This window comes from Dyella silvae, from assembly GCF_026421305.1.
In the GTDB taxonomy this organism is placed as follows: Bacteria; Pseudomonadota; Gammaproteobacteria; order Xanthomonadales; family Rhodanobacteraceae; genus Dyella; species Dyella silvae.
Window position 1 is genome coordinate 54,324 of sequence record NZ_JAPJBQ010000004.1, and the last position, 19,924, is coordinate 74,247.

The 19,924-nt window shown below is 59.5% G+C and carries 15 protein-coding genes; 1 reads left to right on the plus strand and 14 read right to left on the minus strand.

Annotated features, from left to right (window positions below):
* Nucleotides 1–41 precede the first annotated feature (41 nt).
* Nucleotides 42–665 carry a DNA-3-methyladenine glycosylase gene (locus OQE56_RS11390; RefSeq protein WP_267224428.1) on the minus strand — a complete coding sequence of 208 codons (624 nt, stop codon included), beginning with the start codon at nt 663–665 and terminating at the stop codon, nt 42–44.
* 834 nt (nt 666–1,499) lie between these two features.
* Between OQE56_RS11390 and OQE56_RS11395 the strand changes: the two genes are divergently transcribed.
* Nucleotides 1,500–1,814, plus strand: coding sequence for a HigA family addiction module antitoxin (locus OQE56_RS11395; protein ID WP_267224429.1), 315 nt, complete (start codon nt 1,500–1,502; stop codon nt 1,812–1,814).
* A 223-nt stretch (nt 1,815–2,037) separates the two neighbouring features.
* Here OQE56_RS11395 and OQE56_RS11400 read toward each other — a convergent pair whose 3' ends face one another.
* The 13 genes from OQE56_RS11400 to OQE56_RS11455 all read right to left on the minus strand — a co-directional run bounded on the left by OQE56_RS11400 (nt 2,038) and on the right by OQE56_RS11455 (nt 19,669).
* Complete coding sequence (locus tag OQE56_RS11400; protein WP_267224430.1) at nt 2,038–5,712, minus strand: hypothetical protein; 3,675 nt, start codon at nt 5,710–5,712, stop codon at nt 2,038–2,040.
* A 51-nt stretch (nt 5,713–5,763) separates the two neighbouring features.
* Nucleotides 5,764–6,321, minus strand: a complete 558-nt coding sequence (locus OQE56_RS11405; RefSeq protein ID WP_267224431.1) for a sugar O-acetyltransferase — start codon at nt 6,319–6,321, stop codon at nt 5,764–5,766.
* Nucleotides 6,322–6,398: 77 nt separating this feature from the next.
* Entirely contained in the window at nt 6,399–6,758 is a 360-nt protein-coding gene (locus OQE56_RS20170) for a GFA family protein (RefSeq protein ID WP_486599065.1), read from the minus strand.
* An 81-nt stretch (nt 6,759–6,839) separates the two neighbouring features.
* The gene (locus OQE56_RS11410) at nt 6,840–7,163 is read right to left on the minus strand and encodes a hypothetical protein (protein ID WP_267224432.1); all 324 of its coding nucleotides are present in this window, start codon (nt 7,161–7,163) and stop codon (nt 6,840–6,842) included.
* A 241-nt stretch (nt 7,164–7,404) separates the two neighbouring features.
* The gene (gene ssb, locus OQE56_RS11415; protein WP_267224433.1) at nt 7,405–7,959 is read right to left on the minus strand and encodes a single-stranded DNA-binding protein; all 555 of its coding nucleotides are present in this window, start codon (nt 7,957–7,959) and stop codon (nt 7,405–7,407) included.
* A 252-nt stretch (nt 7,960–8,211) separates the two neighbouring features.
* Nucleotides 8,212–9,531, minus strand: coding sequence for an MFS transporter (locus tag OQE56_RS11420; protein WP_267224434.1), 1,320 nt, complete (start codon nt 9,529–9,531; stop codon nt 8,212–8,214).
* A 37-nt stretch (nt 9,532–9,568) separates the two neighbouring features.
* Nucleotides 9,569–10,411: a peptidylprolyl isomerase gene (locus OQE56_RS11425; protein WP_267224436.1), complete on the minus strand. Its 843-nt coding sequence runs from the start codon at nt 10,409–10,411 to the stop codon at nt 9,569–9,571.
* A gap of 39 nt (nt 10,412–10,450) precedes the next feature.
* The gene (gene narI, locus OQE56_RS11430) at nt 10,451–11,149 is read right to left on the minus strand and encodes a respiratory nitrate reductase subunit gamma (RefSeq protein ID WP_267224437.1); all 699 of its coding nucleotides are present in this window, start codon (nt 11,147–11,149) and stop codon (nt 10,451–10,453) included.
* Nucleotides 11,146–11,829, minus strand: a complete 684-nt coding sequence (gene narJ, locus OQE56_RS11435) for a nitrate reductase molybdenum cofactor assembly chaperone (RefSeq protein ID WP_267224438.1) — start codon at nt 11,827–11,829, stop codon at nt 11,146–11,148. Before narJ ends, narI begins: the two co-directional genes overlap by 4 nt.
* Nucleotides 11,826–13,367: a nitrate reductase subunit beta gene (gene narH / locus OQE56_RS11440; protein WP_267224439.1), complete on the minus strand. Its 1,542-nt coding sequence runs from the start codon at nt 13,365–13,367 to the stop codon at nt 11,826–11,828. The genes narJ and narH overlap by 4 nt, the downstream gene beginning before the upstream one ends.
* Entirely contained in the window at nt 13,364–17,110 is a 3,747-nt protein-coding gene (locus OQE56_RS11445) for a nitrate reductase subunit alpha (RefSeq protein ID WP_267224440.1), read from the minus strand. Before OQE56_RS11445 ends, narH begins: the two co-directional genes overlap by 4 nt.
* Before the next feature lie 61 nt (nt 17,111–17,171).
* Nucleotides 17,172–18,575 carry a NarK family nitrate/nitrite MFS transporter gene (locus OQE56_RS11450; protein WP_267224441.1) on the minus strand — a complete coding sequence of 468 codons (1,404 nt, stop codon included), beginning with the start codon at nt 18,573–18,575 and terminating at the stop codon, nt 17,172–17,174.
* A 401-nt stretch (nt 18,576–18,976) separates the two neighbouring features.
* A complete protein-coding gene (locus OQE56_RS11455; RefSeq protein WP_267224442.1) occupies nt 18,977–19,669 on the minus strand; it encodes a response regulator in 693 nt (230 codons plus the stop codon).
* Nucleotides 19,670–19,924: the final 255 nt, after the last annotated feature.

Below are 19,924 nucleotides of genomic sequence, written 5' to 3' on the forward strand. Positions count from 1 at the left end.
CGTGCATGCCGCAAACGGCTTCTGCACCGGTCGATGGGACATCAAGGCGCAGCAGCTGCCATAGGACCCGACACGTACCGGTTGTTCGGCACACGCCATCGCCAAGGGAAATCCACGCCGACGCGGATGCCAACGCGCGGCACACCCGCTGCCGTTTCAGGCGGCGCCATGCCGTCATCGACGATAGCGAAGCCATCGCGAGCGACGATCAGGTCGATGCCGTTCTGCTCACCGGTGATTCCCATGGCCTGCGTCAGGCGCGCGGGCCCTCGGCAAAGATCACGATCGCTCGTCCCCTTGGAACGCGCCTCACGCATCCGTTCCACACCATGAAGTGGTTCGAGCGCACGGATCAGCACACCCTCGCCCGTCGTGCACACGCAGTTGCAACACCAGTGCATGCCATAGGTGAAATAGACATACATATGCCCGGCGGGACCGAACATGGTGGCGTTTCTCGGCGTCTTGCCGCGAAACGTGTGCGCGGCCGGATCGACGGCGCCCGCATAGGCTTCCACTTCCACGATGCGGCCCGCCCTGCCATCCGCACTGGCCAGAATCTTGTTGAGCAGCTGAGGCGCCACCGTGGTGGCCGGCCGTTCGAAGAACGACCTTGATACGACCACTCCCGGCCACGCCTTAGCACGACGAGATCCGCTGGACATCCGATCGCTCCGCTCATCTTGGTGATGACGACATTCTAGGCGGGCCGTTACAACCGCACCGTTTCGCAGGCCAGCCAACACCACTTTGGGTCTCTGACGCTCGAAGAAGCGAACTAAGCGCGTCTTTGACTCACTCAAGATGCGGGCGGCTTTTGTCAGCCTTCATCGCTAACAACGTCACGACAAAACCTGACAGGCGGGGCTGCGGGGGTTCTGTTACGTTCGGCGTGTCGCTCGCGCCGTCTTCTCTAGTGCTACGCGAGCGACCATGGCAGTGATGTCATGAGTCGCGGGCCGCAGGTGTTCGACCACCTACGACCCGCTAACCACAACCAACTAAGCACGAGTTGATCATGGCTAACCGCGATCATACGGCACACACACGCCCGTTCGTTCCCCCTGACGGCACCCTCACTGGCCCACCCGGCGGCCCGCATCCAGCGGGCCATCAAGCCACGCCACGGCGTTTATCGCTCCCACTCGATCCTGTTCTGGCGTCGTACGTCTTGACGCGCTTGCGAATCGATCTGGAAGCACGCCGAGCGGATGAGGCCTCTGGCCACCCGGCAAAGCCATTGCAGTGGCCCCATTCCGGTGAAGTCATTGCCTGCCTCACCACGGCCATTCATTGCCTTGACCACTACGCCGGCCTGCTCGGTCACGAGCCCCCAGTGAACGCTTAACCCCGTCCGATGATCGTCCCCGTGGCGCATCGGCTCTCCGGTCGATGCGCCACACCTGGATGATCACGGACGGGCAAAAAGGTCATTCCCCTACACGAATCAGCGTCGTCGCACGCCGTCGCGGCCCCGTACCCGATAGGAAAACCTGCCCATGGACCTGATCACACTCACCCCGCGCATCAGCGTGGACCCTTCGCTGCGCCTGCGCTCCCCCGGACAAGTGCTGCTGGATGACTACCTGGTGCCACGGGCGGAAACCAACAGCCAACTCGCACGCCGCGCCGGCATCCGCGTCCCGCACATCAGGCAATACCTGCTGGGCAGCCGCCCCATGAGCGCCAACCACGCCATACGACTGGCCGCCGCGCTCGACACCACCGCGTTCTATTGGCTGACGCTGCAAGCGCGTTACGACCTGGCGCGTGAGTGGCATAAGCAGCGCGCAACGTCGCCGCTGGTGGGATAGGTGAAATCCCGCTCAGTACAGGGGCCGGAGATAGTCAGGGAGCACCGCAAAGCAGCGCGATAGGTTTAACTGCCTCCGTCCTTTATTTGCTTTTGTCCCCTATTTTCTTTTGTTCTCTGGTGTTCGAAGAAGCGAACCGAGCGCGTCATTAACCACTGAAGATTCGAGCGATGGCTCACCCACGGCGGAAAGTGCACACTGACCCGCGTTTTACGCACTGGCACTACTCTTTTGGGAACGCGTCGCTGGGTTTGTGCCGTGACGCACGACGTCGCCCCTCTTCGCCGTACGTTTCCGCAAGCGAGCGCATAGTCGCTGCAAGGCGAGGGAATCCTTCAGCCAGCGCCTCATCTGCGCGCTCTTTATATCCAGCCTCCAGGGCAAACTCTGACTGTCCCGTCGGGTCGACCCAGTGCACGCCACGAGAGTTGAAGTATTCGCTCGACATTGCCTCTCGCAGGCCTTGAAACTCTCGTCGCTCGACAACCTCTGCAATATTTCGGTCAATCCAGAAACCGCCCACATCAGCTGGCGCATGGGCAAGAAGCCTACCGACCACCATTTGGGCCACGTCGGCATGCCCAGACACCTCCGCCTCTGCCATCAGCGCATCGAGCCATGCCGCGAAGACTTGGGCATCAAAATGTCCGTCCTTGAGGCCGGGAATCGTCCTCCAGAGATGCAGCAGGCTCCAGGCGTTCTCGATAAGCGCGTCGGGCGCTTCCGGAGCCTTCCAATCTGGCTTTTCCGATTTGTAAACCATCCGGATTGCACTGATTGCAAATTCCGCACTGGATGCCAGCTGGTTCCAGAGAGTCACCGGAGTTGCTCCGCTGTACCCGTCGAGCACCTGGAGGTATCGCCACTCGACCATGGATAGCTTGTCCGCATCGGCGAGGGGGTCTGCCTGAACGGCCTTAATTACCTCGCAGATCGCATAACTGTCAGGCATTTCATTGGCCGGCACATTGGCGTTGGCCATGATGAGAGCATCCAGCATTGCTTCGCTACTCGCAGGGCGCTTCATGTGAATCAGGCCGTTGGAAAGCTGCACGGCATCCCAACCGCGTCCAACACGGACAAGCTCAACGATCGCGGCATCCCCTTCTTCAAGCTTCCACGGATTGGGAACGACGGACTTCCAGTACTTGTTCCACACCGCCTCTCCGGCTGACTTTGCGCGAGCCCAGACTTCAGGACCGAATGGCAAGGACGTATAAAGGACAGCTAGCTCGTCAGCGTCATATGTCGACAGATCAAGTTTATCAAGCCAAGACCATCCTCCCTCCGTGGTTCGAGAGTAAATGAAGGCTCGGGCCATTTGCTGCGCCCTCGGTACATGGGAACCGAGAAGCTCGTCGAGAACTCGCTTGTCGTCCTTGCCGCTCAATGCCAGCATCAATGCATATCCAACTTCGGATGCAAGGCTGACCTCGCTGCCGAACGCAATGACACGCTCAATCCCCCCGTCAGCCAGAAGACGTGAAATAGCCTCCATTCGTCTTTTACTGAGGCGACCGATGGAACCCTCCCAGTCGTCCCTATCGTCAACATGTGAGGCATCAGGGCCGGAAAAGAGAAGCCGGAGAAAGATGTCGGGATCTGCTGGCTCGAACTTCGCTGCAAGTTGCTCGATGCGCGATACAGCTTCATCCGGAAGCGCCCACTTTGCATCTCGAAAGCTGCGGTGACGTCGTGCTAGGTCCCGAAGCGCCTTCCATAGCTCAACGCGACTTTCTTCATCGACAGTACGGGCTTTGCTTTCAAGCAACCCGATTGCGGCCTCGAACGCTTTCTTCGGCATTGACCGGAGAAGATCAACCAACTCGATCAGACGCCGATCGTCCTTTCCAGCAAGCTCTACGACGAGTGCCGCTGCAGCTGCTACTTCCTCGGCGTACTCCTCACGCGAAACCGTCTCATCAATTGCATCGACAACCCGGTAAGTAGGTCGATGTGACATCGACGAGGTCGTCGTCCTGTCGGGCAATAAGCGTGAGGCGACCCGAAAAGCCACCTGCTCTTCATCCCGCGCCGCAGCTCGCAGAGCTGTAGCACGGGTTTCCCAACCTGCCATCGTTTGGGGTAGCCAGGGTAGTAAGAGCGTCACTAGAGAATGAATCGGTCGGTTACCCCAAGTCCCGCCTGGGTCCATGCCTGCAAGCTGCGCCAAGTGCAAGACAACGATAGGAAAGGTGTCTGCCTCCCAACCAAGGCTCTCTAAGGCCCATAGCACGCCCGTCATATAACTCCGCCCGAATGCCCCTGACCGCTCTTGGGCAAAGAGTTCACGGAAAGCCTCTCCTCCAGCGAGGAGAGCATCCCCAACGCAATCCAGGAATCGTTGCGGCGCGGCTTCGGCCATGAGCGGAAGTACCCCGTCAAGGCTCGCCCACCGCTGCCAGCTCGCGCCGTTCAGGAGGCTCCACGGGACCTTCTGGACGGAATGCCTGGCCTCAGCGCTGCACGTCGTCAGGCCATCTTCGAGCGTACCGGCGATAGCCAGCCCTTCAGCCAATCCCCTGCGCAAAATCTGGGTACGTTTAGCAACAAGACCTCGGAACGATGCATTGATTCGTTCGTCGGGATCAAGGGAAAGCGCGGGGTCATCCTCCATCAGCACATCCGTGGCCACCTCCGCGAAGCGCTTCATATCGTCGTCTGTCAAAGATGCGGCCCCGGCCTTCCAGAGCTCGCGCCGGTCAGACGCTGTCCAGACACCATCGTCAAAAGTAAGCAGACTAGGTGAAGCATGGTTGATCGCCTGCACCTGCTCGCCGACTTCCGCTTGAGTCCTGTTGAACAGCTTGGCCACAATGGCTATGTCATTTTCGTTTCTTTGATCCCACTGACCAACAAGCGCCAGAAGGCCCATGAGGTGTAGGTGGTTCGCGCTGGCCGTCGCAACTTCGAATGCCAAACGGGGAGACGCCGGCTGGACAATGACCCTTCGCAACGCGCGAAGCTTGGCAAGTTCCGGGGGGAGTCGGGACAATTCAAACGAGCCACCTCGGGTATTTTTCCTGCCAACCAGCTGCACAACCTCTGCCCACAGCATCGGTGGAAGGTCGCCGCTTTCCGCCGATAGGTGCGAGTGCAGAAGCGAAACGACTACACCCTTGTCGCTCCAAAAATCAAAACCGAGGATATGAAAATCATGCAGGAAAGCATGGAGTTGGCCGTCGTTGACCTCTAAGCCGTTGTTCGCCGCAGTCAGCTGTCTACGTATGACATTCAGCTTCTTCAGCCGATTTTCTGGTCCCATGCGACCTTGTTGGATGCGGCTGAAAAACTCCGACGCCTGAAATTCCCGTGCCTGCGTGGTCAGCCAGTGCAGCGTATAGCCGTCTGTCGCAGTCAGCGGTCCGGTGACAAGCGCGATCGCATCGAGGCCGGGACGAAATAAATTTCGGTTTGTGAAGTCCGCCCAAGCCGACACCATCGTTTCCCGGAATTCCGGGTTGGAATCCTGGATCGCGACCTGCCTCTTTATCTGGCACAGCAAATGGCGGTATTCGCCACCACCAGGCTGTTCGACCCGTACCAGACAGTCGTCCGTGTGGTATCCGTCGGGCTTCGTCTGAAGCGCAACACGCACAATTGGCCACGTCGGGAGTGCAGGTGCGTATCCGCCGGTAGCCATCAGAGTAACAAAGGAGGCCTGAACTTCGTTCTCGAAGATGACACCTGCGCCCCCTGTCGATGCGGCGTTGCTCTGCTGTTTCAGTTTTCCGGCGACATTGTGCTCGGGTACATTCTTTCCGCCAGATTTCCCTCTGCTTTTCGTTGCCACCACGTCAACCTCTGTACGATTTTGGCAAGCTCGGCTTGCCCATTTGGCCGCAAGGGAAAAGGGTTCAGAGTGCTTTTCTGCGAAATAAAGGGCACGGAAAAGCACACTGACCCTTTTTTCGATCCCTTTTTCGATCCAGCTTACCCAACAGCTTGCCTAACCAATGACCGAGCGAATGAATCGCGCCGGATTTCCGGCAACGAGGCTATTCGGTGGTACGTCCTTGGTGACAACGGAGCCGGCGGCGACAACCGAGTTCTCGCCTACCGTCACCCCGCCGATGATCGTTGCACCGGCCGCGATCCACACGTTTCGCTCGATCACAATGGGCTTTCCGATGGTGATCGATCTCCGCTGCGAAGGATCCAGTGGATGACCCGTCGTAATGATGCTCACATTCGGCCCGATCATTACATCGTCCCCGATGTGAAGGCCGCCAAGGTCGTAGAAGGTGCAGTTCTGATTTATGAAGACGTTCCGCCCAACTCGAATTTCATCACCACCGGCGGTATAGAACGGCGGGATCAATGTAAAGCCCTCGTCCACCGGTTGCCCGATGAGCTCGGCGAACCTGGCGCGAACTTCTTCGGCATCATCAAACGTCAAGCGATTGAGTGCCGCCGTAAGCATCCCCGCCCGTCGGACGTTGGCGACCATCTTCGCTGATTCCGGCGTTCGCCCCTGGACTATTTTGGTTCGGTTGTCGCTCGTCATTCGGTGCTTCCGTATCGATACCGACCACTCCATTGGTGTGATCTCGTCATGTCCGCCTCGGGTCGGAAGCGGACCTGTCAGTCAAGGTAAGCCCAACTGTCTGCTCCATCAAACCGTCGAACCTTTATGTCCCGCATGACCAACTGATCAAAGTTGCGCATATTGATTCCCATCTTTGGCTGATCCTGCGTACCGATGGGCTCCCAGTGCGTGACGCACCCGCACGTCGAACAATGCATGATTCGAATGGAGCGGCGTCCCCACACGTAAGGAGTCAATAGATTCAGCCGACCCGAAATATTCACGGCGTTGCACTCGTACAGTGACCAAAGGGCTCCATGGCGTCGACAAATGGAGCAATTGCAATCAATCAAGTGCTCGGGTTGGGACGGGACTGCCAGTCGAATGGCGCGGCAGTGACAGCTTCCATGAATCATGTAGCAAACGCTCCACTGCAGAATTCGGTCATCACGGAATACTTTGTTACTGGTCCGCTTCGGGTCGGAAGCAGACGTCTGCTAGCCGCCCCTGGCTAGGTACAAGATCGTAGCAGGCACATAGATAAGAGCCGCAATACCGATTGCGCCGGAGGTCAGAACTGCCCTCCTTAATCGCTTGATCGTCGCCTCAATATCCGCCGGCACAGGTCGGCGAAATAACGGCGTCCAGTTAAGCGGACCAATGCCGTAGAAGGCCATATCCAGGCCGGAGGCATAAAGTGCGGCGGCGAAATCAGGGTGGGCCTTGGAGATTCCTCCCCAGGCCTTCCCTGCTAGCAGCATCAGGTACCAACGGCTAACGATCGCCGCGAAACCCAACGTCATCGCAGCAGTCAGGTTCATGGTTTCCCCTTACGACCGGAGATGCTCATCTTCGCAGCCCCCCTAATGTCTGCTTCGGGCGAAAACAGAAAAACACCGGGCAGAGTGCATTTTCGGCCGTCCATGGTGGCTGATGGACGCGCACGGTATGGCAACACCATGCAACCAACCGGACGCCCCCCCCAACTTGGAACGCAAACAAAAAGCCCATGGCGACCATGGGCTTTTTGGAGATATGCAACGGATAGACGAACCGTATCGATCAGAACGGAATATCGTCGTCGTCGAAGCTGTTGTTCTGTGCCGGCGCTGCGGGCTGGCGCTGCTGGTTGCCGTAGTTGTCACCACCGCGCGAACCGCCGCCGAAGTTGTCGCCGCCGCGGGGCTGACCACCACTGTAGCCACCCTGGCGCTGCTGACCACCACCGCCCTGCGCGCGCTGGAAGTTGCCACCACCGCCACCGCCTGCGCCGCCTTCGGAGCCGCCGCCAAGCATCTGCATTTCATTGGCGATGATGTCGGTGCTGAAGCGCTCGACGCCGTCCTTGTCGGTGTACTTGTCGGTGCGCAGCGAGCCTTCGATATAAACCTGGCGACCCTTCTTGAGGTATTCGCCGGCAATTTCAGCCAGGCGGCCGAACAGCTTCACGCGATGCCACTCGGTGCGCTCTTGCTTTTCGCCGCTCTGCTTGTCGGTCCAGTTCTCGGAGGTGGCGATACGGATGCTGGTGATCGCCGTGCCGTTGCCGGTGTAACGGGTTTCGGGATCCGCGCCAAGGTTACCGACGATGATGACTTTGTTGATACCGCGTGCCATGGATGGGATGTCCTCTGTGAGCCGGCGCTGCGTTCTTGGGCAGTCAGCGCCGGGATGGTTGATACGAATGGCCATCATAACCGCGCAGTCGGCTGAAATCAGTTGCCGGATGGCGGGTCATCTCGGATCAACGAGCCCTCATTGAACCTTTTTTTCTTTTAGTTCAAATGCTTGGCTATTACCACGAGTCAGTGCCGGGCGAGCTGACCGGTAACTTCCGTCACCGGCCAGGGCGAGAACCGCCCGGGCCCCTTACCCGTGCCGCCGGCCCGCCGACGTCTCCATGACTTCCGGAAAGTCCCGATCGTTATCGATGTGCGGAAAGCGCTGATGTTCCATGCGCCGGATAGCGACATGCATCCATACCAGCGAGATCGCGACCACAAAGAACAGCAGCATGAAACAACTGGTCCAGATACCGATCCAATCGTTCAGCACACCGAAGGTGATAGGCAGTATGAAGCCGCCAAGCCCGCCGATCATGCCGACCACGCCGCCTACCGAACCGACATGGCTGGGAAAGTAGACAGGGATGTGTTTGTAAACCGCCGCCTTGCCAAGCGACATAAAGAAGCCAAGCACAAATGCCAGTGCCGTGAACGTCACCACGCCCATGGCCAGATGAAATGCGATGTCGCCCTTGATGCCCTTTACGATGTATTGAGTGTCCGGATACGCCAGCAGGAACGTGCAGATAACCCCCACGCCAAGCGTCCAGTACATCACCCGGCGTGCGCCCACGCTATCCGATAGCCAGCCACCCACGATGCGGAACAGGCTGGCCGGAATCGAGTAGCAGGCCGCGATGACACCAGCGGTTTTCACGTCCAGCCCATACACGCCGATGAGATAACGGGGCAGCCAAAGCGAAAGTGCAACGAAGCCGCCAAAAACGAAGAAGTAGTAGAGCGAGAAACGCCAGACCTGGATCTCCTTCAGCGGCGCCATCTGCTCGGCAAAGGGCATCGGTTTGCGCCCGGTGCGTCTACGTTCCGCTAGCGATGGATCGTCCTGGGCGAACAGGTAGAACAACACGGCGGCCACAGCCAGACCCACCGCCCACACGCGCGCCACCATCGACCACCCGGCAGCCACCATCACCATCGGCGCGAGCAGCTTGGTGACGGCAGCACCGACATTACCCGCGCCAAACACGCCAAGCGCCGTACCTTGCCGCCCTGCCGGGAACCAGGTCGATACGTAGGCCACACCCACCGAGAATGAGCCGCCCGCAATGCCGACGAACAGGGCGGCGAGCAAAAACTGCGGGTAAGTATGGGCGTAGCTCAGCAGCCATGTAGCAACGGCGCCGCACAGCATGACCAACGTCAACACGAGGCGGCCACCGTACTGATCCGCCCAGATACCCAGCATCAGACGAATGAGCGAGCCGGTGAGAATCGGCGTCGCGGCCAGCAGACCGAACTGCGTATCACTGAGTCCAAGCTGTTGCTTGATCTGAATGCCGATGATCGAAAAGATTGTCCACACCGCGAAGCACACGGTGAAGGCGAACGTGCTAAGCCACATGGCCCGTTGTTGTTGGGCGCCGCTTACATTTCCGTACTGCATGATGACCGTCCCTCAGATGCTTCCGCTTTCCCTGTCGCTACGATTGACCCGCGTGGGCTTCGATGTCGGCCAGGCCACGCACCTCGTAACGTTCCTGCAGCACCAGCAAATAGCGTTGAAGCTCGCGCTGCCGAAGTTGTAGTTCCAGATAGTCCGATATGCGCTCGCGAACTGACTCAAATGGCAGGGCAACACCACACTCAGCGGCGTCCACCGAGACCACGTGATAACCCCAGCGCGATTCCACCGGGAAATCGGCCAAGCCCATGCGCAACCGAAATACCTGGCGATCAAATTCGGGAGTGGTTTGGCCACGCTCGAGCCAACCAAGGTCACCGCCCTCGCTCGCCGACGGGCAACTGGAGTAACGGTGCGCGAAGTCCGCAAACAACGCAGGCTGTCGCTTCAGCTCACTGATCAGGTGCTCCCCCTGTTCGCGGGCGCCAAGCCGCGCGGCCACATCATCCGGTGGCGCAGCAAGCAGGACATGACGTACGCGCATGCGATCCGGAGACCGGAAGCGTTCTTGATTCTGCTGAAAATAACGCAGGCAATCGGCTTCGTCCGGTAACCGACAATCTACTTCGCGCTCCAGCAGCAGGCCGATGATGGAATCATCCAAGGTTTGGCCATCGCCTTCCCGTTTCGCGCTCATCAACCCAAGGCGCTCGGCTTCCAATGCCAGCAGCGCCCTCACGACGAGTGCTCGTGCCGCCTCGGCACGCGACTTATGTGGCGATGCCGCACGGTGGTATTGCATTTCCTGCGCAATATCACCCTCATTGATAGCCGTGTTGCCAACCCAAAGATGGCAAGGCGCCGGACCGTCAACGGGATATGCACCCGAATGCGAGCTTCGTTTACCCGGCTGCGGATCCATAAGTGGCATTGACAAGGGCGAGTGCGTCATAGCGTCACCTTATCGGTCGTAGCGAAGCGTGGCGGTGCGGCGGCGAACGACCTGATAGGGCCGGCACAGGTAACTCAGCGGTATGCTCCAGACGTGCACCAGACGGGTAAATGGCGCCACGAGGAACAGCGTCATGCCGAGCACAATGTGCGCTTTGTAGACCCAGTTCACATCAGCGATGTAATCAGCCGCGCCAGAACGGAACGTGACAATGTGCTGCGCCCATTCGCCCAGCTGGATCATCACGCCACCATCCATGTGATGCGTCGATACGATGATCGAATACATACCAAGCAATAGCTGCGCCATCAGCAAAACGAGCAGCAGCGTGTCGCCTCCGGTACTGGTTGCGCGCACCCTGGGATTGAACAGGCGACGAACCAGCAGGATGGTGAGACCGACAAGGCAAAGCATCCCGAAGACGCCGCCTACGACCATGGCGAGCAGCTGCTTTTGTGGCGCTGATATAACGTGCTCATACACGCTGTGCGGGGTCAGCAACCCCACAAGGTGGCCGCCTAGAATCATCAGCACTCCGACGTGGAAGAGATTACTTCCCACGCGCATGCCGCGGCTGGAGAGCAACTGGCTCGAGCCGGTGCGCCACGTGTACATGGCCCGGTCATAACGCGCCCAACTGCCCACCAGGAAAACGGCCAGTGCGATGTACGGATAGATCTGGAATGCAAATTGGTCGAGATAATTCATGGCTGCACTCGATGGAAGGCTTCGCCGTGCCGCGACGGTGTTGCGCCCGGTGAACAGGAATCGTCAGGGGCCTTGGCGCTGAAGCGAACCACTTCCTCTTCCCAAAGGCGGTCCATGGCTTCCGGTGTGTCGTCGCGAATTTCATGACGCATAGGTCGCCGCACGGCCTGCAGATGGGCGTGACTGTCCGTTTGCGCGATTAACAGACGGAATAACGCGGCATAGGGGCTTTGCCGATCCGTCGCCCGATCCTCCAGCAGACCCACGATATGGCTAATGTGCTTCAGCCAGTCGCGCGCCTCCGCAAACGATCGGTGTGACAGGTACTCCAGCACCAACGGCAGGTAGTCAGGCAACTCCTTTGCCGCCAGTTCGAAACCGTGGCGTCGATAGGTTTCCACCAGGTCCACCATGGCCTGTCCTCTATCTCGCGATTCGCCGTGGATGTGCTCAAACAGCAACAGACTCATCGCACGCCCGCGATCAAACGTGGCTAGCCACCGATCCTGGGCGGACATGGGATCGGTATCGAGCAATGTCTGAATGAAGCCGGCCAGCTCCGCCTGCTGCGCTTCCGCAAGACCCACGGCGGGAATGGCCGCGAGCAACTCCTGGCGATGCTCCCAAAGTTCATCGCGGGGATAGTCGAGCAGAACGCCAAGTAACTTGAGGAGACTCATGTGGACTCCTTCTGTCCGCCGCTCTGGCGGTGGATCACATGGGTGGTGGTACGACGTTCGCTGAAGAGGTCGGCCGGGCTGTCGCCGCTGCATCCGTTTCCAAACGTGAAGCCGCAACCACCACGTTCACCGAACGCGTCGTTGGCATATTCACGATGTGCTGACGGCACCACGAAACGGTCTTCGTAGTTGGCAATGGCGAGGTAGCGATACATCTCTTCGGCCTGGGTGGCGCTAATGCCTGCTTGCGCCAGCACGACATGATCTTCCACGCCGTCTACGTTCTTGGCGCGCCGCCATGCCCGCATCGCCAGCATGCGTTCAAGCGCCCTCACCACGGGCCGTTCGTCGCCGGCGGACAACATGTTCGCCAGGTAGCGCACGGGAATACGCAGCGACGCAACATCCGGCAACTCGCCATTCATGCCCATGCGGCCACGTTCCGCCGCCGACTGGATCGGGGAAAGTGGCGGCACGTACCACACCATCGGAAGCGTGCGGTATTCCGGATGCAATGGAAGCGCCAGCTTCCAGTCAATGGCCAGTTTGTATACCGGCGAGGCCTTGGCAGCATCGAGCCAGCTATCGGGAATGCCTTCGGCGCGAGCCGCGGCGATGACTTTGGGGTCGTTGGGGTCGAGGAAGATATCCAGGTGGGCCTGGTACAGGTTCGCCTCTTCCGGCACCGATGCCGCCTCTTCGATGCGCTCTGCATCGTAAAGCATCACACCGAGGTATCGGATGCGCCCCACGCAGGTTTCCGAGCATACGGTGGGCTCGCCCATCTCGATACGCGGATAGCAGAAGATGCACTTCTCGGACTTGCCACTCTTCCAGTTGTAATAGATCTTCTTATAGGGGCATGCCGATACACACATGCGCCAGCCACGGCACTTATCCTGATCGATAAGGACGATGCCGTCTTCCTCTCGCTTGTAGATCGCGCCACTGGGACACGCCGATACGCACGCCGGATTGAGACAGTGCTCGCACAGGCGCGGCAGATACATCATGAAGGTTTTTTCGAAGGCGCCGTAGATCTCCTTCTGCACCGTGTCGAAATTGCGATCCTTCGCTCGCTTGGCGAACTCCGTGCCGAGAATCTCTTCCCAGTTCGGCCCCCAATGGATTTTCTGCATGCGTTCACCGGTAATCAGTGAGCGCGGGCGAGCCGTGGGCTGATGCTTGCCGTCGGGCGCACTTTGCAGATGTTGGTAGTCGAAATCGAACGGCTCGTAGTAGTCGTCAATCTGGGGCAAATCCGGATTGGCGAAGATCTTGGAAAGAAGGCGCCAGCGGCCGCCCGCCCGGGGCACCAGCTTTCCCGTTGCGGTGCGTACCCAGCCGCCGTTCCACTTTTCCTGATTCTCCCATTCCTTGGGATAACCTACGCCTGGCTTGGTTTCCACGTTGTTGAACCAGGCGTACTCCACGCCTTCGCGCGAGGTCCATACGTTCTTGCAGGTAATGGAACACGTATGGCAACCGATGCACTTGTCCAGGTTCAGCACCATGGCGATCTGCGCGCGAACTTTCATGACTGAACCTCCTTGTCACACGCCGGCACAGGCTCGCCATCAAGCCAGTCGACCTTATTCATCTTGCGCACAATCACGAATTCGTCGCGGTTGGTGCCTGTGGTTCCGTAATAGTTGAAGCCGTAGGACAGTTGCGCGTAGCCACCAATCATGTGGGTTGGCTTGACCACGGTACGCGTCACGGAGTTGTGCATGCCGCCACGCGTGCCGCTGACTTCCGAGCCGGGCACGTTGATGATGCGTTCCTGTGCGTGGTACATCATGGCCATACCGGCCATCACGCGCTGACTGACTACCGCACGCGCCGTAATGGCGCCGTTGACGTTGTAGAGCTCGATCCAGTCGTTATCCTCGATACCAGCGGTGCGCGCATCGTCTTCGCTGATCCACACGATGGGGCCACCCCGCGATAGCGTTTGCATGATCAAGTTGTCGCTGTAGGTGCTGTGAATGCCCCACTTCTGATGCGGCGTGATCCAGTTAAGTACGATCTCCTTGTTGCCGTTCGGCTTCTGGCCAAGCAGCGGGGTGACGGTCTTGGTATCCACTGGCGGGCGGTAACTCATGAAGCCTTCGCCAAAGTCACGCATCCACTCGTGGTCCTGATAGAACTGCTGGCGACCGGTAAGCGTGCGCCAGGGAATCAGCTCATGCACATTGGTGTAGCAGGCGTTGTAGCTAACGTTCTCATCTTCCAACCCAGACCAGATCGGTGACGAGATGATCTTGCGTGGCTGTGCCTGCACGTCGCGGAAGCGGATAGCCTCATGCTCCTTGCCGACGGCCAGGTGAGTGTGGTCGCGGCCGGTGAACGTGGCCAGCGATTCCCACGCCTTCACCGCGACGTGGCCGTTGGTTTCCGGGGCCAGATGCAAGACCACTTCACAAGCGTCGATGGCGGTGTTGATGGCTGGGCGACCGTGGCTAACGCCCTCGGTGCTCACTGTGCGATTCAATCGGCCGAGGAAATCCACCTCATCGCGCGTATCCCAACTCATACCCTTGCCGCTATTGCCCAGCTTGTCGAGCAACGGACCCAGCGAGGTGAACTTGCTGTAGAGGCTCGGGTAATCACGCTCGACCACGACCATGGCAGGCATCGTCTTTCCTGGAATGGGTTCGCATTCGCCCTTCTTCCAATCAGTCACGCCGAGCGGCATAGCCAATTCATTGGGCGTATCGTGCAGCGTCGGCACCAGCACGAGGTCCTTCACGGTGCCGAGCACACCGGGCGCCATAGCGCTGACGGTTTGTGCGATACCTTTGAAGATGTCCCAATCGCTACGCGCCTCCCAGGCCGGGTCAACCGCCTTTGATAGCGGATGGATGAAGGGATGCATGTCGGACGTGTTGAGGTCGTCCTTCTCGTACCAGGTAGCGGTGGGTAGCACGATGTCGGAGTACAGCGCGGTCGTACACATGCGGAAGTCGAGTGTGACCAGCAGGTCGAGCTTGCCCTCAGGGGCCTCCTCGCGCCACTTCACTTCCTCTGGTTTCGCCTCGCCCTGCTCGCCCAGGTCCTTGCCCTGCAAGCCGTGCCGCGTACCGAGCAGGTGGCGCAGCATGTACTCGTGCCCCTTGCCTGAAGATCCAAGCAAGTTGGATCGCCATATGAAGAGGTTCCGCGGATAGTTCTGCGGCGCATCAGGATCGGCGTAGGCAAAATCGAGCTTTCCACTCTTCAGCTGCTGCACGACGTAGTCGGCCGGCGCCGTTCCGGCCTGCTCAGCCTCCCGAACAAGTTCGATAGGGTTACGATCCAGCTGTGGCGCACTTGGCAACCAGCCCATGCGCACTGCACGCAGATTCATATCGACAAGCGTGCCGGTGTACTTACCGGGGTCGGCCAGTGGCGAGAGGATTTCCTTCATTCCCAGCTTTTCGTACCGCCACTGGTCGGAGTTGAAGTAGAAGAACGAGGTACCGTTCATCTGTCGCGGCGGACGACTCCAGTCCAGGCCGAATGCCAGCGGAAGCCAGCCGCTCTGCGGGCGCAGCTTTTCCTGACCCACATAGTGCGCCCAGCCACCCCCGCTCTGGCCAACGCATCCGCACATGATCAACATGTTGATCAAACCGCGGTAATTCATGTCATTGTGGAACCAATGATTCATCGCTGCGCCCACGATGATCATGCTTCGACCGCGCGTTTTGTCCGCCGTACGAGCGAATTCCCGGGCAATCTCGATCACCTCGAGGCGCGACACACCCGTGATCTTTTCCTGCCATGCCGGCGTGCCCGGCACATCGTCGTCATAACTCTTGGCGACGTTGCCGCCGCCGAACCCTCGATCGACACCGTACTGCGCCAGCAGCAGATCATAGACGGTGGCAACCGCCCACTCCTGACCGTCGGTCAAGGTGAGCTTTCGCACCGGCACGTTACGTTCAAGCACGTCCTCGACCGGCGCGGACGTCCACTTATCGTGCTCCACACCCCCGAAATAAGGGAACGACACGGATGCGACACCGTCGTGCGACTCCTTGAGGCTCAGCTGCAGACGCGTCTCGCGTCCTTCACTGTCCTTCTCTTCCACGTTCCACTTACCGTGCTCACCCCAGCGGAAGCCGATCGATCCGTTGGGAACCGTGATGACCCCGGTGTGTTCGTCGTAGGCCAGCGTCTTCCACTCGGAATTATTGGTCTCGCCCAGCCCGCCGAGATCGCTGGCGCGCAAAAAACGCTCGGGGACGAGACGCCCGTCGGCACGGCGCTCGAGACGCACGAGCAGCGGCATATCCGAATACTGGCGACAGTAGTCGGTGAAGTACGCCGATGGTTTGTCGACATGGAATTCCTTCAGGATCACGTGCCCAAAGGCGAATGCCAGCGCGGCGTCCGTTCCCTGCTTGGGGTGCAGCCAATGATCGGTGAGTTTCGCAACTTCGGAATAGTCCGGCGTGATCGCGACCGTCTTTGTGCCGTTATAACGGGCTTCGGTGAAGAAATGCGCATCAGGCGTGCGCGTCTGCGGAACGTTGGATCCCCAGGCAATGATGTAGCGGCTGTTGTACCAGTCGGCTGATTCCGGCACGTCGGTTTGCTCGCCCCAAACCTGCGGCGATGATGGCGGTAGATCGCAATACCAGTCGTAGAACGACAGGCACGCACCACCGAGCAAGGACAGATATCTCGCCCCGGCGGCATAAGACACCATCGACATGGCGGGAATCGGCGAGAAGCCAATGACGCGATCCGGCCCGTATTGCTTGACGGTATAGAGATTGGAGGCGGCGATGATTTCGTTCGCTTCATCCCAACGGAGTCGCACAAAGCCGCCCATTCCACGCCGCGACTTATAGCTTCGGGCCTTTTCGCCATCACTGACGATACTCGCCCATGCATCCACCGGACTCAGTGTCTTTCGCGCCTCCCGCCAGAGCTTCAGAAGTGTTCCGCGAATCAGTGGATGTTTGATGCGATTGGCGCTGTACAGGTACCACGAATAGCTGGCACCGCGTGGACATCCACGCGGCTCATGATTGGGAAGATCGGGGCGCGTGCGCGGATAGTCGGTCTGCTGGGTTTCCCAGGTCACCAATCCGTTTTTGACATAGATTTTCCAGCTGCACGAGCCTGTGCAATTCACTCCGTGCGTTGAGCGCACGATCTTGTCGTATTGCCAGCGGGCGCGATAGCCGTTCTCCCAACCGCGACTCTCGCTCCGGGTCACGCCATGGCCGTCGGCGAAGGTTTCGTCGTTGCGCTTGAAGAACTGCAAACGATCGAGGAAATAACTCATGACATTCTCTCTTGGCAAACGTCCGTGTCGTACTCGTGCATCTGTCTCAGTACCGGATCTATCAGCACCGGATCTCTGCACCGCGACGGAAGTAGAACCACCAGGTAATCAGCAGGCAGGTCACGTAGAAGGCGATGAATGCGTACAGCGCCATCTGCGGACCGCCCGTCAACGCGATGGAACTGCCGTAGCTTTTGGGAATGAAGAAGCCGCCGTAGGCTCCAATGGCCGAACTGAACCCGATCGTCGCGGCCGACTCCACCGTAGCCTGCCGAAGCGTCGCGTCCCTTGTGACAGAACCCGATGACATGGCGGCCCGTCGCTCGTGCCAGGTCCGGAAGATGATTGGAATCATGCGGAACGTTGACGCGTTGCCGATGCCGGTCATCACGAACAAGACCAGGAAGCAGACGAGGAACCCATGAAAGTCACCGCCAGTTCCACCATGCGGCAGGAAGTGCAGAACGCCCAGCACTCCCGCGATCATCAGCACGAACACCCAGAAGGTAAGCATCGCGCCACCGAGACGGTCGGCCATCCAGCCGCCCAACGGGCGGGCCAGCGCACCGACCAACGGGCCGAGGAATGCGTAACTCATCGGATGGATGCCCGGAAACTGCGTCTTGATCAGCATGGGGAACCCTGCCGACAGGCCGATGAACGACCCGAACGTACCGAGGTATAGCCAGCACATAAGCCAGTTGTGCTTTCGCTTGAAGATCGTGGCTTGCGTGGAAAAGGATGATTTTGCAGTTGCCAGGTCATTCATGCCGAACCAGGCCGCCAAGGCGCTAATGGCAATGAACGGCACCCACACAAAGCCCGCGTTCTGCAGATAGAGCGAGCGCCCGTCCGCCATGTGCCCAGGCGCCCCGGCGATCGAACCGAACAGGCCCATGCCGATCACCAAAGGAATAACGAACTGCGTCACCGAGACGCCAAGATTACCCAGGCCGGCATTCAGGCCAAGCGCGGCGCCCTGCTTCGATTTGGGGAAGAAGAACGAAATGTTGGACATCGACGACGCAAAGTTGGCGCCACCGAAACCGCACAGCGTGGCGATGGCCACGAAATGCCAGAAAGGCGTGGTCGGATCTTGCACCGCCATGCCGAGCCAAACGCACGGAATCAGCAATGAAGCCGTCGAAATGAACGTCCAGCGGCGTCCGCCAAATAACGGCACGACGAACGAATAGAAGATGCGCAAGGTCGCCCCGGAAAGACCGGGCAGCGCGGTCAGCCAGAAGAGCTGGTCCGTGGTGAAGCGAAAGCCGACCTGAGGAAGGTTGACCGATACGGCAGAGAACATTTGCCATACGACGAAGGCCAGCAACAGGGCGGGAATGGAGATGGCCAGGTTGCGGTTGGCGATGCGACGCCCAGCCATGTCCCAGAAGGACGGATCCTCGGGACGCCAGTCTTTGATGACCGCCCCGCGCTGAAGCGGCGCGGCTGATTCACGCATGTTCATTGCATTGTCCCTCGATCGGTATTCCCGCGTCGCTCACGAGCGACGATCACGGGCGTAGCTCGCCTTCCGTAAGCGAGTCGAGGGGCAGCCTAGGTGAGGCCCTGAAGGGCTTTGCTGATTCCCGTCAGGGGGGTGTGACAAGTTAACCAGGAATGGTGGGGCAGAGATTCGCGGACACTTCGCGCATTAGGCGACGCCCGGCAGCGCAACGCTGTAAAACCCATGATTTTGATGCGAATTGGCGATGCAGATAGCCGCCAGCGGCGAGCTTCCGCGCGCGCGATGCGTCGCGCATTTTCAGAGCATTCTTAGACCCTGATCTGCGCTTCCGAACTTGCTCGAGCGCGCAGCGTCACCGGCAAATGACAGGGCTTATCTCCCATCGTTCACGCCGGTCATCCACTGATGAAGCGATACCCCACGCCCGGCTCGGTTTTCAGCCACCGCGGGGTGGCCGGGTCATCGCCCAGCTTCTGACGCAGCTTGCCGACCACGATACGCAGGTAATGGCTGTCGTGGGTATGGGTGGCACCCCAGATGTCCCGCAGCAACTGTTGCTGTGTGACCACGCGGCCAGCGTGCCTTAGCAACAGGGCGAGCACGGCGTACTCTTTGCGGGTCAGCGAGAGCAGCGCGCCCTCCAGCAACACTTCGCGACGCGCGAGATCGATGACCAGATGGCCATCGTCGTAACGCTGCGGCGCTTCAGGCTCTCCTGAGCGGCGGCGCAGCAAAACGCGCAGTCGCGCCATCAGCTCCTGGATGCCAAAGGGCTTGGTCACGTAGTCGTTGGCGCCTGCGTCCAGCGCCTTCACCTTTTCACTTTCGGCGTCGCGCACCGACAGCATCACGACTGGCACGCTAGTCCACTGACGCAGTTCGGACAGCACCTCGTGGCCTTCGCGATCGGGCAGACCAATGTCCAGGATCACCAGATCGGGTGAGCGCGTGGCCGCCAACGCCAGGCCCTCCGCAGCATTGGCGGCAAGCAGCACCTCGTAGCCCTCAGCACGAAGACCAATATCGAGGAATTTGCGGATCTGCGCTTCGTCGTCAATGACGAGCACGCAGGGCGTTGCGGCACTCATGTCAAGAGCCTGTTCCACGTCTTCCCGTGGCCCGCGCCGAGAGCGGTTTGCCCGCCAGCCAAGGAAGAACGAAGGAGTGTATGTCGATACACGACTGAGTGATGACGCGGGATGGCGGGCAAACAGCCTCGGCCCGAAGGGTTGGACTGTGAAGCGCGCCTGGGTACGGCCCGCGGCTCGACCTGACGGCCAGTCAGGCGCATCGCCACGGGCCGTACCCAGGCGCGCTTCACAGTCCAACGCGGGCTACGGGAA

Excerpts from the sequence above, each read along its gene's own strand:
- OQE56_RS11390 (WP_267224428.1), bottom strand. The coding sequence starts at position 665 with ATGTCCAGCGGATCTCGTCGTGCTAAGGCGTGGCCGGGAGTGGTCGTA.
- OQE56_RS11395 (WP_267224429.1), top strand. The coding sequence starts at position 1,500 with ATGGACCTGATCACACTCACCCCGCGCATCAGCGTGGACCCTTCGCTG.
- OQE56_RS11405 (WP_267224431.1), bottom strand. The coding sequence starts at position 6,321 with ATGACGAGCGACAACCGAACCAAAATAGTCCAGGGGCGAACGCCGGAA.
- OQE56_RS20170 (WP_486599065.1), bottom strand. The coding sequence starts at position 6,758 with ATGATTCATGGAAGCTGTCACTGCCGCGCCATTCGACTGGCAGTCCCG.
- OQE56_RS11410 (WP_267224432.1), bottom strand. The coding sequence starts at position 7,163 with ATGAACCTGACTGCTGCGATGACGTTGGGTTTCGCGGCGATCGTTAGC.
- ssb (WP_267224433.1), bottom strand. The coding sequence starts at position 7,959 with ATGGCACGCGGTATCAACAAAGTCATCATCGTCGGTAACCTTGGCGCG.
- OQE56_RS11420 (WP_267224434.1), bottom strand. The coding sequence starts at position 9,531 with ATGCAGTACGGAAATGTAAGCGGCGCCCAACAACAACGGGCCATGTGG.
- OQE56_RS11425 (WP_267224436.1), bottom strand. The coding sequence starts at position 10,411 with ATGGATCCGCAGCCGGGTAAACGAAGCTCGCATTCGGGTGCATATCCC.
- narI (WP_267224437.1), bottom strand. The coding sequence starts at position 11,149 with ATGAATTATCTCGACCAATTTGCATTCCAGATCTATCCGTACATCGCA.
- narJ (WP_267224438.1), bottom strand. The coding sequence starts at position 11,829 with ATGAGTCTCCTCAAGTTACTTGGCGTTCTGCTCGACTATCCCCGCGAT.
- narH (WP_267224439.1), bottom strand. The coding sequence starts at position 13,367 with ATGAAAGTTCGCGCGCAGATCGCCATGGTGCTGAACCTGGACAAGTGC.
- OQE56_RS11445 (WP_267224440.1), bottom strand. The coding sequence starts at position 17,110 with ATGAGTTATTTCCTCGATCGTTTGCAGTTCTTCAAGCGCAACGACGAA.
- OQE56_RS11450 (WP_267224441.1), bottom strand. The coding sequence starts at position 18,575 with ATGCGTGAATCAGCCGCGCCGCTTCAGCGCGGGGCGGTCATCAAAGAC.
- OQE56_RS11455 (WP_267224442.1), bottom strand. The coding sequence starts at position 19,669 with ATGAGTGCCGCAACGCCCTGCGTGCTCGTCATTGACGACGAAGCGCAG.